The sequence below is a fragment of the Evansella sp. AB-rgal1 genome, assembly GCF_041820985.1.
Classification (GTDB): Bacteria; Bacillota; Bacilli; order Bacillales; family Salisediminibacteriaceae; genus Evansella.
In genome coordinates, this window is record NZ_JBGUAU010000003.1 from 103,555 (window position 1) to 118,378 (window position 14,824).

General features: G+C 41.0%; 12 protein-coding genes. 9 read left to right on the forward strand and 3 right to left on the reverse strand.

What is annotated here, in order from left to right; genetic code table 11:
- The first annotated feature begins 6 nt into the window (after positions 1 to 6).
- From ACERII_RS03305 to ACERII_RS03315, 3 genes are all read left to right on the forward strand, one after another.
- Positions 7 to 714: a sortase gene (locus ACERII_RS03305; protein WP_373640021.1), complete on the forward strand. Its 708-nt coding sequence runs from the start codon at positions 7 to 9 to the stop codon at positions 712 to 714.
- Between the two features lie 203 nt (positions 715 to 917).
- Entirely contained in the window at positions 918 to 1,367 is a 450-nt protein-coding gene (locus tag ACERII_RS03310; RefSeq protein WP_373640023.1) for a DUF4870 domain-containing protein, read from the forward strand.
- 186 nt (positions 1,368 to 1,553) lie between these two features.
- A complete protein-coding gene (locus ACERII_RS03315; protein ID WP_373640025.1) occupies positions 1,554 to 2,210 on the forward strand; it encodes a DUF2306 domain-containing protein in 657 nt (218 codons plus the stop codon).
- A 158-nt stretch (positions 2,211 to 2,368) separates the two neighbouring features.
- Here ACERII_RS03315 and ACERII_RS03320 read toward each other — a convergent pair whose 3' ends face one another.
- Positions 2,369 to 2,569 carry an H-type small acid-soluble spore protein gene (locus ACERII_RS03320; RefSeq protein ID WP_373640027.1) on the reverse strand — a complete coding sequence of 67 codons (201 nt, stop codon included), beginning with the start codon at positions 2,567 to 2,569 and terminating at the stop codon, positions 2,369 to 2,371.
- Between the two features lie 475 nt (positions 2,570 to 3,044).
- Between ACERII_RS03320 and ACERII_RS03325 the strand changes: the two genes are divergently transcribed.
- Positions 3,045 to 4,019, forward strand: coding sequence for an SDR family NAD(P)-dependent oxidoreductase (locus ACERII_RS03325; protein ID WP_373640029.1), 975 nt, complete (start codon positions 3,045 to 3,047; stop codon positions 4,017 to 4,019).
- Positions 4,020 to 4,100: 81 nt separating this feature from the next.
- Here the strand turns inward: ACERII_RS03325 and ACERII_RS03330 are convergent, their stop codons facing one another.
- Together ACERII_RS03330 and ACERII_RS03335 are read right to left on the reverse strand one after the other, a co-directional pair.
- Positions 4,101 to 8,438, reverse strand: coding sequence for a LysM peptidoglycan-binding domain-containing protein (locus tag ACERII_RS03330; RefSeq protein WP_373640031.1), 4,338 nt, complete (start codon positions 8,436 to 8,438; stop codon positions 4,101 to 4,103).
- Between the two features lie 152 nt (positions 8,439 to 8,590).
- Positions 8,591 to 8,770: a small acid-soluble spore protein H gene (locus ACERII_RS03335; RefSeq protein ID WP_373640032.1), complete on the reverse strand. Its 180-nt coding sequence runs from the start codon at positions 8,768 to 8,770 to the stop codon at positions 8,591 to 8,593.
- 139 nt (positions 8,771 to 8,909) lie between these two features.
- Here ACERII_RS03335 and ACERII_RS03340 point away from each other — a divergent pair, with 139 nt between their 5' ends.
- From ACERII_RS03340 to argJ, 5 genes are all read left to right on the forward strand, one after another.
- Positions 8,910 to 9,485 (forward strand): GNAT family N-acetyltransferase, encoded by a 576-nt coding sequence (locus ACERII_RS03340; protein WP_373640034.1) that lies wholly within the window; start codon positions 8,910 to 8,912, stop codon positions 9,483 to 9,485.
- A 217-nt stretch (positions 9,486 to 9,702) separates the two neighbouring features.
- Complete coding sequence (locus ACERII_RS03345; protein ID WP_373640036.1) at positions 9,703 to 11,019, forward strand: alpha/beta hydrolase; 1,317 nt, start codon at positions 9,703 to 9,705, stop codon at positions 11,017 to 11,019.
- Positions 11,020 to 11,073: 54 nt separating this feature from the next.
- Positions 11,074 to 11,487 (forward strand): DUF3887 domain-containing protein, encoded by a 414-nt coding sequence (locus ACERII_RS03350; RefSeq protein WP_373640037.1) that lies wholly within the window; start codon positions 11,074 to 11,076, stop codon positions 11,485 to 11,487.
- A gap of 1,025 nt (positions 11,488 to 12,512) precedes the next feature.
- Positions 12,513 to 13,556 carry an N-acetyl-gamma-glutamyl-phosphate reductase gene (gene argC, locus ACERII_RS03355; RefSeq protein WP_373640039.1) on the forward strand — a complete coding sequence of 348 codons (1,044 nt, stop codon included), beginning with the start codon at positions 12,513 to 12,515 and terminating at the stop codon, positions 13,554 to 13,556.
- 41 nt (positions 13,557 to 13,597) lie between these two features.
- Complete coding sequence (gene argJ / locus ACERII_RS03360; protein WP_373640040.1) at positions 13,598 to 14,824, forward strand: bifunctional ornithine acetyltransferase/N-acetylglutamate synthase; 1,227 nt, start codon at positions 13,598 to 13,600, stop codon at positions 14,822 to 14,824.

Consider the following 14,824-nt stretch of genomic DNA (forward strand, 5'->3'; position numbering starts at 1 on the left):
AAAAACATGCCAAACCAACTGAAGAATCTATTGGTGATCGTATGCCTTTTTATCTCGCTCACCTTTGTTATCACGTCACTAATACAAATTCAACTAGGCTCAACTCAAGTAGATCAATCACTAGAAGAATGGAACACCCAAACGGCCAACCTACAAGTAGAACTCCTCATCCAAGACCATCAAGAAAAGCCAACACACCAAAGAACACACAAAACTGCCCCAAATATTCCAACCATTGATGAAGACACACAAAACAAAGAACAACCATACCAACTCATCTACGAAAACCGGCCATCTCGAGGAGACATTTTTGGGAAAATGTATATCCCAAGACTAGACAGAGAAATACCCATCATTTCCGGAACAGATGATGAGGAACTAGACAAAGGAGTAGGTCACTTTATCGGAAGCGTCCTACCAGGCGAAAACGACAACACCGTTTTCGCAGGCCACAACAACACCGTTTTCCGTAACTTTGACCAAATACAGCTAGGTGATCTTATCGAAATCGAAACTCATGAAGGAACATTCATCTACCAGCTAAAAGATGAAAGAATCGTGCATGAAGATGACCGCACTGTCATTATCTCTTATGACGAACCAGTTATTACCCTAATCACCTGCTACCCACTAGACTTCTTCGGCTTTACAACAGAACGATATATCCTAACAGGCAAACTAATAGAATCCAACGGGCAAACAATAACCAACTGAACTGAACCCACACTAGGGCTCAGTTTTTTTATGCTTACATGGACAATCATTTGATATATGATACAATTATTTTTGGGAAAACAAAGTGATAATAACAGGTAATTATGTCCTATTCCGTAAATGGTTAACGTTTTCATCTACCATCATCGTCTCTAGAACTTTGCGTGACGAAGATGACAAATAAAGGAGAGATCCAACACACCATGACAAAAAAATACAATCAAAACATGACAGGGAACCATAAAACAGAAGTAGAATTATCACCTAGAGAGTTACCAATGAATGTAAAAATCGTTGCTATGTTCAATCACATGTTAGCGCTATCTGTACCATTATTAAATATCATCGTTACCTTGCTTTACTGGCTTTTTGTAAGAAGACAATCTACCTTTGCAGACTATAGCGGCAAACAGTCGCTGAACTTTCAAATAACATTTGTTCTATATTTACTAGGAGCTATCCTAATATGGGTTGCAGCAGGATTGATTCACCAACAAATCCCATCTATGGTAACAATCATTATAGGAAATACAGCGATCATCTCCATATTTGCATCATTAATCGTATTCTGGATCACGGTCATGATTGCAGGCTATAAAACAGTAAGTGGTAAAAAATTCAAATACCCCTTAGCAATCCAATTTCTAAAATAAGTTCATGAAAAATTCACGGACCTGGTCCCCGACACTTTTGTCGGGGACCAGGTCCGTGTCTATTTTGTGACATCTTTTCAAATTACGTGTAACGAATTCAAAGGAATAAACGCCTAAGTATAAAGAGGATTTTAGCATACAAAATTCATAAATTTAGGTCTGTAAATAATAAAAGGGAGGTTTGTTATGTTTACCTTACGTAAGAAAGTAGCTCTTATTTTAATCATACTTTTTGCTGTTATTTTAGCTATATCATCCATCGTACGTTACTTCTTTATGGATCCTGTTTCCACAAATCTAGTACTTATTGAACTCGGGTTTGAAATGTTTACATTCCAATATGAACTATGGAATTACGCTATGTACACACATATTTTTTCAGCAGCTATAGCGCTATTAGTAGGGCCTATTCAGTTTATTAAAAAATTCAGAACTAAAAACCTAGCTCTACATAGAAACTTAGGAAAGCTTTATGTCATCTCAATCGCAATCAGTGCATCAGTAGGAATGTACCTGTCCTTCTATGCATTTGGTGGACTGACAGCTATGTTAGGCTTTTTTTTCCTTGATATCGCTTGGATTATCACAACCTATCTCGCATATTATTACATACGCAAACGAAACGTCCATTTACACGAACAATGGATGTATAGAAGCTATGCAGTAACTTTTGCAGCAGTGACTTTTCGAATCTGGTCAGCAATTATCGGCTACTCAACTGACAACTTTATCTTAGGTTACGCCTTAGCCACATGGCTTTGTTGGATCGGGAATCTCATAGTCATAGAGGGGTATATTCGAAAGAAAGGACAGAAACAGTTGACCATTGAAAAAGCAATATAAATAAAGTTGCTTGTTTCTAAATAGGAAAAACGACCGTAAACCATTTAATGGCCACTGAAAAGTTGATCGTAGTTGAACAAAGCGCCAATCAACAAAAGTGTAGATAACGGTCGTTTATTATGAATTGTCCTGTGAGATTTGTCGATTTCTATTTCCACTTAATGCGGCATAGTATGGATAGGATCTTCTACTAGACCTTCAATATCCACATCTTGTTCATTTCCCATCTCATCTAGGGGGAAAACTCTGGCTGTTTCTTTATTCGGAAGTACTTCTTGAATGTAAACTGGAATCCCATTATACCGAACGTTGATCATATTTGGTGAATCAATAATTTCTTGTACACGTTTGCACTTCATAACATCAACTCCTTCATCCATGCTGGATAACTTTATTTTTTGCTAGTTGGAGTGAATTATTCTTGTTGAATTACATAGTCGAAGTTTATTTTGAGACTGGGGTTACTGCGTAGCATAAACTAGGGCATTTTTATGCAGGATTTCAAACGATATTATAGCTTTTTAACCATATGCCGTGGTAGGCACTACCCGGCAAATGGTTAATTTCAAGAGGAATCAGAATCACAACGTAGCAAAACCAGTGAATAGCACCAAATAGCTGACTAGGAAAGTTAGTATACTTTACTCAAATTAATCAAAATTTAACTTGCAACACTTCAACAATCCATATATAACTAAATTATAAGTTGGAAAAAACAACCAACTACAATCACCTTGAAAATCAAATGCTCACCTCAGATCACACTTCAAACTCATCAATAGAGAATCAACCATCATGACACACATAAGTAAACCAAATACAGGAGGAACGCTAATGAGAGCTTTAGTTTTAGGGGCATCAGGGGGTATGGGGTATGCCCTTGTGAAAGAGTTAAGTAGTCGAGATGTGGAAGTGGTGGCTTTTTCCCGAAGCCAAGAAAAGCTATCTGAACTTTTTCAAAAAGACAAAAATGTTACCATCCACCCTGGAGATGCATTGAAAATGCAAGACATACTAGAGGCTTCGGAAAACGTAGATATTATTTACCACGCACTCAATGTACCTTATCCAGAATGGTCGGCAAAGCTCGCCACGATAATGAATAACGTGTTGACTGCAGCGGAAAAACAACGGGCAAAGGTTGCTTATGTAGATAACATCTATGCATACGGCCGTGGGCAAAGCAACAAAAAAATTACCGAGGATACACCAAAGGAACCGCACACGAAAAAAGGAAAGATCCGATTGGAACTGGAAACTCTCGCTAAGCAATCACCAGCTCCTGTTGTGATTGCTCATTTCCCTGATTTCTACGGACCTAACGCTGATAATGCTATGCTGTATTATACAATGAAGGATGTTATCGCAAATAAGAAAGCATCTATTGTTGGGGATCCTTATACAGCTAAAGAAGTAATCTATACTCCAGACGGAGCGAAGGCACTCATCGAATTATCACTCCGCGATGATGCTTACAACCAAAATTGGAACATTCCAGCCACGGACGTTATCACAGGCATGGAGTTCGTTCAGAAGATGAGAGATATTACTGGGTATGACAAACAAGTGGGAACCATTACCAAGCGTATGATAAAGTTTCTTGGATTCTTCAATGCAGGAATGAAAGAAGTAGTGGAGATGTTTTATTTGATTGAAAATCCAGTAGTTCTAAGTGGTGCGAAATACGAAAGGGAGATTGGGGAGTTACCGAAAACTCCGTATGAGGTAGGTATTCGGGAGACAATTGAATTTTACACAAATAAAGCGAAGCGTGAGTCAACAAAACAACTAAGTTCAACAACGAAATAAACCTAAATCGAAACCCTGGAGACTACGTTCATAGTCAGCCAGGGTTTTGTACTATCGTCTATTTTTTTAAATGAATAAGATTTATCTCGGAATCTTTAATGTTTGTCCGACAAAAATGGTGTCGCTTGTAAGGTTGTTCAGTTCTTTAATTGCCGTTATGGTTGTGTTGTTCTGCACGGCTAGTCGCCATAGGCTGTCTCCGGAGACGACGGTGTAGGTAAAGTACGTCAATGGCTCGGTTGGTGCTGGGTTCACAGGGGCCAGTTGCGTGTCCTTCGGTAGGAAAAAGGTGTGATAGTTGTTCCACACGTCGCGATTTTCCTGTCCTATGCTCCAGTGACCTACTCCTCGAATGCCGTATGTTTCCACGAGTCCTACTTTGGCGCGATAGGATTCGTCGTTTTCATACCAAATAGTGTACGTGCCTGGTACGAGGGCGTTGCCCATAATGTAGGTCTTCGGGTCGTTTTCCCGAATGGTGACCACGGCCTTAACTGATTGGGTTGCTGAATCGAAGGTAACAGTGTGCTCGTACCTGCGCAGCATCTCCTGGATTTGGAAGTTGGAAATGCCTTGCCCCCCAGTGGCTGCTCCTTCTCGCCAGAAGCGTCCGTAATGAGCGAGGCCGATGACAATCTTGTCTTTTGGAACTCCTTGGGCAATGGCGTATTGTATCGAGCGCTCCACCCATGGGAGACTTGCAACAGGGCCTGGTTGTCCACCGTGATAGCTTTCGTCGTAGGTCATGATCATCAAATAGTCTGTGTACTTTGCCAGAGCGTTGTAATCATAGGCACCGTGCCAGCCCGTGTTCCAGCCGTTCGGGTTAGCAGCAACAGCGACAGATACCTCCTTCGATGACGGGATTTTTTCTCGAAGTAATCTTACGAAGTCCGTGAAATTGTCTCTGTCCTGGTGGTTGATGTTTTCTAGGTCCACATTCACTCCCCCGAGGTCATAGCGGATGACCATGTCGGCAATTTGCTGGGCAGCTTGCTCCCGGTTTTCCAGCATCGCCCGTCCAAGCTCTCGATCCCAGTGATTACTTAAAAACGGCACGACACGAATTCCTTGGTCGTTCATGGATTTGATAAACGTTGGATCAAATAGCCAGGTGACCTTTAATGTACCATCTGGGTTCACGTCGAAATAGCTTGGGGATACCACATTAAAGGATCGTTCCGTTGCCAACACTTGATTGGAAAAATTGTTCGGATGACCAAAATATAGGTACCCTAGGTTCAATGTTTCGCTTGCGGTAACAGGTAGTCTCAAGACGTCCCCGACTCGAATCAAGTCACCGTTGATCCCATTAATTCGACGAATTGCTTCCACTGTCGTGTTATAGCGCTTTGCGATATGTGATAGCGTATCTCCACTCACCACGGTATGTGTGATGAAGTCAGGTGTCAGCACTTCACTCACATTTCCTGCTGCGTCCGACTGGGAGATGGAGACGAGAAGAGATCGTGATAAATCGAGATCAGATATATTCACATCAAGATTAAATATGCCACGCTCATTTACCGTGTGCTCGATCGTAATAGGATCTCGACCTGACCGATCATCCACAGTGATGAAAATCGTAGACAATGGTTCGGCCACGCCGGCGACATTATACAAAATGCGGTCTCCTTCAAAAGCATACCCACTTCGACTGATGGTTGGGGAGGATATGGCCGTGTCCTTGTCCACTGTCAGCTCTTCTACATCGCTTGTATTTCCAGCCTTGTCTGTTTGCGTGATAGCGATTGTTAACGTTCCATCTAGCATATCGGTTAGATCGAGCGTAAAGCGGAAGGTACCATCGTCGCCAACCTCTGTGATCTCTGTAATCGTAATAACCCCATCGGTGATAACGAGAGCGACGGTCCCTTCGTCCTCCGTAGTACCCTCAATTACAAATTCTGCTTGATTTGCACTATTCACAGAGGTTAAATCTGCGATCACCAAGTTAGCTGGAGTAACCGTATCTTTAGAAGTTGTGACTGTCTCCTTACTACTCTTATTTCCGTTGCGATCTATTGTGACGAAGGCAAATGTAATCTCCCCATCATGTAAAAAGCGTAAATTCAATGGAACTGTGAACACACCGGCACTGTCCGCACTGACAGTTTCCGTGAGCTCCGAGTCACCATCTGAAACGGTAATTTGAACATCACTATTCGATGCTGTTTCCCCAGATACAATGAATTCACCCACGTTACTACTATTAACAATACCGATAGGGTCTACTGCTATATCTGGCGTCACCGTTACCTTCTGCAATGTGTGAATTCCAACTTCACTCTCGTTTCCAGCTCGATCCTCTTGCTTTACTTCCACCTTCAAATTTCCATCACGTAAAGAAGAGAGGTTCATTGGTAAACGAAATTGCCCATTTTTATCAGAACGAATCGACCCTGTGATACGTTCACCAACATCATCCATGACCGAAACAAAAACAGTAGCATACGCTTCCGTTGTTCCATCGAACATAAACGTTGCAGCATTTTGATTGTTGACCACATCACCCGCCTGCAACACAGGAACATCAGGATGAGACGTGTCCTTCTCCACAATATGAAGCTGAGACTGACTCACATTTCCCGCAGAGTCTCGCTGTTTAATCCGGAAGATTAGCTCCGAATCAGCTAAGTTCGAAACATTTATGGAGGAAACAAAGTTTCCGTCTTCGTCAACTGGTATCTCCACTTCTATGTTCCTGTCTTCTTCATCGGAAATCGTTATAAATATTGTTCCGTTAGGCTCCGCCCATCCAGTGATCTGAAACGCAGCCTGGTTTTTCCCATTAACGAATGGTGAAGTAGTTTCAATCTTCGGAACCTCGATAATCGTATCTTTTATTATAGTAGTACGTATGGGATCACTTTGCTTTCCTTGTGCATTCGTTGCCACAGCCTGGACTTCAACTTTACCTTCTTCCAATGATGTCACATTGAAGGAAGTTTCAAATCTACCCTCATTATTACTAGTGACATTATCTGTTAGGGTTTTGTTGTTTTCATCGGTTAGGGTAACGACAACCGCCGAGTTAGGACTCGTTTCACCAATGATAGTATAAGATGAGCTGTTTGTACTATTCATAGGATCTAGTAGTAGGAACGTCGGTGTCGCGGGCGCTGGCAACACTTCTTCTGGTGGTGCAGGTGGATCTTGTATTGTGACTTTTTGTGGAATAATCAACACTTGACCAATGCGAATTAAGTCAGATGTTAATCCGTTCCGTGTTTTTATTTCAGAAACGGTAGTGTCAAAACGACGAGCAATTACCGATAAAGAATCTCCTGACACAACTGTATAGGTAATCGTTGTTTCCTCTACAGGTGGTGTTGGCTCAGGAGTAGGTTCAGGCGCTGGTGCCGCAGGAGGTGGCGTCGGTGTTGGTTCCACGACCGTTGCTTTTTGTGGAATCTTCAGCACCTGTCCAACGCGAATCAAGTCCGACGTAAGTCCGTTAAGAGTACGAATCTCTGTGACAGTCGTATCAAATCTCCGAGCGATCACAGATAGTGAGTCTCCTGACACGACGGTATAGTTGAACGTCGTTTGCTCCACGGGGGGAGCGGGAGTAGGTTCTGGTGGTGGCGTCGGTGTTGGTTCCGCGACCGCTGTTTTTTGCGGAATCTTCAGCACCTGTCCCACACGAATTAGGTCCGATGTAAGTCCGTTAAGAGTTCGTATTTCTGTGACTGTCGTGTCAAATCTCCGAGCAATCACCGATAAAGAGTCTCCCGAAACAACGGTATATGTAATGGATGTTTCCACTACAGGTTGTGGTGTCGGTTCCGTTGGAGTAGGACTCGGTGCTGGCGTTGGTGCGGTCGCACTACTTACAGTCCGAGGAACACGTAATTTTTGACCAACAAAAATAAGATCACCAGTTAAATTGTTGAAAGAGCGCAAATCTGTTACTGTGACACCGTATTTCCGAGCGATTTTTGATAAACTATCCCCAGACATTACCGTATAAGTAAAATATGGCAGTCTTAATACTTGACCAATAAAAATTAAATCAGATCTAAGATTGTTTACTTCTTTAATAGCATCGACTGTTACGTTATGTTGTCGCGCAATAAGAAACAAGCTATCCCCACTTTTCACTGTGTACATATCATATATCTCTTGAGTCACTTGAGCTGTCGTAGTACTAGTTGAAGCGGATGTTGTTGCAAAAGCTGTGTTTCCTCCACCTAAATAAATAGAAGAAACAAGTAAAGAACCGGACATTACTTTAATCGCTGTTATTTTGAGCTCGGGAAACTTTTTGATAATCGTTGTTCGAATATGCTGGCTAATTGCAACCCTATCCTCGGGAGTTTTTCCTAACTCGGAGGAAAACTCCGTTAACTGGGGATCCAAGTGTACAATTACTATCGTTTCATTTTCTATTGTCTTCAGTTCATAACGTTGAATCATCATAGGCACCTCGTTTTCACAGACTATATCCTTATTTATAGTTTGTCTGATTGGAGGGTGAACATACATCTTCATGACAGGAACATGAGCAAAAAGCACCCAAAAAGATTTTTTGGATGCCTAAGGGAATTTTCATTTCAATTTAGGAGTTATTACATCTCCGTCAAATCTGCAACTTGAACCTCATACTCTTTTTCAGGCTGATCCAACGGGAAAACTCTCGCTGTTTCCGATTGATCATTCACGTGTTGAATATAAATTCGCTCCCCGTTGCAAACAACATTTTTCATGTCAGGTGACTGTGCAATTTCTTTTGCTCGTTGAGTGTTCATCGAATTCCTCCTAAAAATATAGTACTAACATATTTTTTCCTAGTCGCTACGTTCTATGTATGACTTATTTGACCAGCTGATTTAAATATAGATAAAATATAAGGCGGTTTAAAATACAGGTAACGGAGTTGAAACTAAGATGAACTTTACATCATTAAAAGATATACCTACTATAGAAACACAAAATTTCTTGTTACGAGGAATCAGTTTAGAGGATGCAGAAAGTTTATATTCCTTCATGTCAGACAGGGAAACAATGAAATATATCACGCCGTTCCCAGTGACCACACTAGAAGAAATGGAGAACAAGGTGAACGACAGCATCGAAAGCTTCCTTAGACAAAAGGAAATACCATGGGTGATTATTCATAAAGCAGACAATGAGCTTATCGGGATGTTTCGTTTTCACAAACTCCATCTTTGGCATAAAAAAACGGAAATGGGCGCTGTTATCCGGGATGACTTTCAAAGAAAAGGCGTCATGACAGAAATTTTAAAACCACTTTTGGAATTTGGTTTTCTTACACTTCAACTAAATCGAATTGTCGGAGACCTTTTTGCGAGCAATAAAGGCTCTCAGCGTCTAATGGGAAAATTCGGGTTCCATAAAGATGGCCAACTAAGACAAACAGACTTCGACGGGGAAGAATATCATGATACTATTGTATATTCCCTTCTAAAATCGGAGTACGATGCACAGAATAAAGGTAGATAAGGTTTGCTCCTCGTTAATTTCCGAAAGGAACCGGGATGAGAGCTGAAATGGAAAATAAACTCTGAAAAAGGGTAATTAGTATTTTCAAGAAGATCTTAAAATTCAAAACCTAATTTGATAGGAAAATATTTGAAACTAACCAGCATTTTAATTCGTAATACATATAGTAATAGAGAAAGGCATGAATGAGATGAATAAAATTTGTAGGTCATGGATCATGATTTTCATAGTGGTAGGATTATTGGTAGGGTGTTCAGGCGGAGCTCAGCAGCCAGTAGACGAGATAAGCGAAGAAGCTTTGCAGCATTTAATGGATGGAAAGTATGAAGAAGTGTTAGAGATATATGTTGATGATAGTTTAAAAGCGTCTATGTCCGAAGAGGAACTTAAGCAGGAGTGGGAAAGCAGAACTTTGAATAGTGGAGAACTTCTAGAGGATGTTACATGGAGTTTTTCCGAAACGGGAAGTCATGAAATTGCGGAAGCGGAACTAGTTTTTACAGACGTGATTTTCCAAATTAGGCTAACATTTAATGAAGCGAGGAGAATTGCTGGGATCTATTTTAGTCATGGCTATGCTAATGCACAGCTACCAGACAGTGTTTTTGAAGAAGAGGTAGTTGTGGGGGTGGGAACGGAATTTGAGTTAGGTGGAACGTTGACGCTTCCGGAAAACTTGGAGGAGGGATCCGTTCCGGCAGTGGTACTTGTTCAAGGATCAGGTCCGAGCAATCGGGATGAAGCGGTATATGGATATCGGCCGTTTCGTGATATCGCTTGGGGATTGGCGGAACAGGGGATCGCTGTGCTGAGATACGACAAGCGGACGTACACATATAGAAACGAAATGGCTCAGCAAGAAACTATTACGGTGAAGGAAGAAACTGTTGATGATGCGATTTTGGCAGCTGAGCTTCTAAAGGGAGATACACGGATAGATGCGGACAATGTATATATAGTAGGCCATAGCCTTGGAGGGATGCTTGCCCCGAGGATTGATGCAGAAGGAGGCGATTTCGCTGGGATTGTTGTATTAGGTGGGTCTGCTCGCCCGTTGTGGGAAATCATCTATGATCAAAATTTGCATTTTCTAGCAACGGAAGACTTTGATGAAGCAGCGGAGCATGAATATCTGCAAATGTTAGAGATTGAACGTGAGAAAGCGGAGCGGATGAGCAAGTTTACGGAAGAGGATGCAAAGGCTGAAACCATCTTTGGCTTGCCTGCGTTCTATTTTCTGGAGATGGACAGCTTCCCAACTAGGGATGTCCTTGAAGACTTTGAAAAACCAATCTTTATTTTACACGGAGAAGATGACTTTCAAGTTACGATGGAGCAGGATTTTCCGTTATGGAAGGAATTATTAGGGGAGAATGAATGGGCGTTAATACAAAGCTATGAAGGACTTAACCATTTCTTCATCTCATATGAAGGTCCTCATAAAGGTACCATAAATGAATACGACTATCCGAATATAGTAGATAGAAACGTTATTTCGGATATTGGTCAGTGGATCTGGGCACAGGTGGAATAGAATGGTTAATTGCTATTATGCTTGAGAGGAAAAACGGAGAGGAGCACTACATATATGAGTAAATATAGAATAGGTTTATACAGTTTAATGATGGTATTGTTTTTAGCAGCATGTAATAACGGAAACGATGATGGAACGAATAACGCTGAAGAAAGCTTGAATAAAGAAGCAAAAAGAGTAGAATTAGCAGAAAACTTTATATCATTAATAACAGAGGGAGATTTTGAGGCTGCTACTGAGCACTTTGATGAAACGATGTCTGATGAACTTCCTCCAGAAGTACTAGAGGAGCTTTGGGAGAGTTTTCAAAATCAGTTTGGAAGCTTTCTAGAGCAAAAGTATCTCCGTACAGAAGCTACAGAAAACTATCAAGTAGTATTTATTCAAGGGTTATTTGAAGGAACAGAAGCAGAATTTAGTATAACCTTTGATGAAGAACTACAAATCGCAGGTTTTTTCGTATATTAAAGAGAAAACTTATGTGTGTTTGAACCTGACCTGGAAGAGAAAGCATCTTCCGGGTCAGGTTTTTTGTTGTTTGGAGAAAGTTGGGGAGATTTTAGTGGTGGCATCACCATATATGTGCGGATTGGGCGATTATATGTGCACATTTCTCCCTTTTATGTGCGAATTCAAGCAATATATGTGCGGAATCCTGATTATATGTGCGAATCGAGCAAATATATGTGCACTTTCCGAATCAGGATAGGAGAAGTGCTCTCTACCTTGTTCATGGTATACGATTTTTCATGATTCTGGACGAAGATCCATGTTTCTTACCTTTTTCTTGTTTTCTCACCCTGTACCGTCCTTCCTTAAAAAACAAATTTTGCTTTTATTAAGGTTCGTCAAAAATATATGTGCGGGTTTGCGCGATATATGTGCGGGTTGGGCAATTATATGTGCGAATTCAAGCAATATATGTGCGGTTTCCACGAATATATGTGCACATTGCAAAAGCAATCCAGGTTTGCTTTTAGTTAACGCGTATTTTCAGGGTAGACTTCCATGAAAGTGAACATTTTCACCATGGTGGATGAAAATACATTATTAGATGATTAAGTAACATCAACTTTATATGGAATGAGCGCATGTCCACGAACTCCAGTGGGAAGTAGAGTAGAGGCGAGACACCGTAGCGACGTAGTCGTGAAGGTGGCTCGGCAACTCCCCACAGGAAAGGAGTGGACAGGAGCGAATGGAATATTATTCAACAAAATTAGTAATACTAGATAAGTTTGACTACCATGAACCCACGTATTTTCAGGGTAGACTCTCAAAAAAATTCCAATTCTGTTGGATAAGTAACCATATTCAAAACCTTACATAGAATTTCACTAGATGTATGTTACATACATCAGATATAACCCTGTTACAAAAGGCTTTTTCATCGAGTAGAAAAAAATTATAACTATTTTTTTCATACGTATTGCATAAAAATGTATCGGAGAGTATAATAATGAACTAATCAGTGTTATGGGAGGTTTGTTAACGTGATAAGAGCAGCAATAGTTGGGGGAACTGGATATGGAGCGGTGGAGCTTATTCGCTTACTTGATAAGCACCCAAACGTAAAGTTACAATCTATTATTTCCCATTCACAAAGCGGAACGGAAATTCGTGAGGTTTACCCTCACTTAACGGATATTATAAATGAAGTAATGGATGAATGGAGTATACATCACATTGAAAAAGACGTGGATGTGGTCTTCTTCGCAACACCAGCTGGGGTTAGTCAAAAGCTCGCGCCAAGTTGTATAGAAAAAGGGATACAGTGTATTGATTTATCTGGTGACTTTCGTTTGGAAAAACCAGAAGTCTATGAAACTTGGTACGGAGGAATAGCTCCAGAGCAAGCATACTTAGAAGAAGCAACGTATGGGTTAACTGAGATCTATGAATCTCAAATTAAAAACAGTAAATTAATTGCAAACCCAGGATGTTATCCGACAGCAACATTGTTGGCACTGTTACCTATCGTAAAAGAAGGTTGGGTTAAAGAGCAATCCATCATTATCGATGGGAAATCAGGAGTGTCAGGGGCAGGACGGAAAGTTTCTCTTGCAACGCACTATGCAGAAATCAATGAAAATGTGAAAGCTTATAAGCTTGGTGCACATCAACATATACCAGAAATTGAGCAGTTTATTCAAAAGGAAGCAAACTTAGAGGATGTAAAGGTAACCTTTACGACGCACTTAATGCCTATGACAAGGGGGCTTATGTGTAGCATCTATCTTGATTTGAAGCAACCAAAGTCCACAGAGGAGCTAATTAATTTTTATACAGAGATATACAAAAATCATCCCTTCGTTCGAATCAGGCAAGCGGGAGTATTCCCGTCAACAAAAGAAGTGAGCGGAAGTAACTTCTGTGATATTGGTATACATTCAGATGAACGTACTGGAAAAGTAACGATCATTTCGGTAATAGATAATTTAGTCAAAGGGGCGGCTGGCCAGGCGATTCAAAATCTGAATCTTATGAATGGTTTGGATGTTCGGACGGGATTAGTTGATATCCCAATGTACCCGTAAAAGGAAACAATTTTTTTCAAAACGAAAGGATGGGCTCATATATGCAATCTGTAGCTTCACAGCAATATCAATTGGTAACCGACGGAAACGTGACAACTCCACAGGGCTTCACAGCTGGTGGACTTCACTGCGGAATAAAAAAATATAAGTTAGATTTAGGGTGGATTTACTCAGAAGTACCAGCAACAACTGCGGGTGTGTATACAACAAATCAGTTTCAAGCACCACCTCTGAAAGTGACGAAAGAAAGCATCGCAGTAGAAAACAAGATTCAAGGAATACTAGTGAATTCCGGTGTTGCCAATGCGTGTACAGGTGCAGAAGGATTACAGAATGCATACAAGATGAGAGAGTTATTTGCCAAAGCGATTGGCGTGGAGGACCATCTTGTTGCTGTTACTTCTACAGGAGTAATTGGAACACAACTGCCAATGGGAAAAATTGAGTCTGGGATAAACGAAATGAATGCTACTGGTAATCAAGGAGCAGAAAATTTCGAGAAGGCCATTTTAACAACTGATACATGTACGAAAAACATAGCAGTGCAAATCGAGATAAATGGGAAAAAGGTGACGATTGGCGGAGCTGCAAAGGGCTCTGGGATGATTCACCCGAACATGGCAACGATGCTAGCGTTCGTAACAACGGATGTGGATGTAGCAGATGAAAGCTTGTCCAAAGCCTTAAAACAAGTAACAAACAAAACGTACAACATGATCACCGTGGATGGAGATTCTAGTACGAACGACATGGTGCTTGTGATGGCGAACGGCAAAGCAGGGAACGAAACGTTGACAGAACAGCATCCAGAATGGGCAACGTTCATCCAGGCGTTAGAATTTGTTTGCCAAACGCTTGCTAAGAAAATCGCACGTGACGGAGAAGGAGCAACAAAGCTTCTCGAAGTTCATGTAAAAGGTACAGAAACAGATGAAGGAGCAAGAAAAATTAGTAAAGCAATTATCTCAAGTAATCTCGTAAAAACAGCGATTTACGGAGCGGATCCAAACTGGGGAAGAATCGTTTGTGCTGTTGGATATAGTGAAGAACCGATTGATCCAGACAAAATCATTGTTTCATTAGGACCAATCAAAGTTGTAGAAAACGGATTACCATTATTTTTCAGCGAAGAAGATGCGACGGATTATTTACATTCCGAAACAGTACAAATATTCGTGGATCTACAGCAAGGGGAAGGCAGTGCGGTCGCTTGGGGATGTGACTTAACGTACGATTACGTAAAAATAAACGCATCATATCGAACTTAA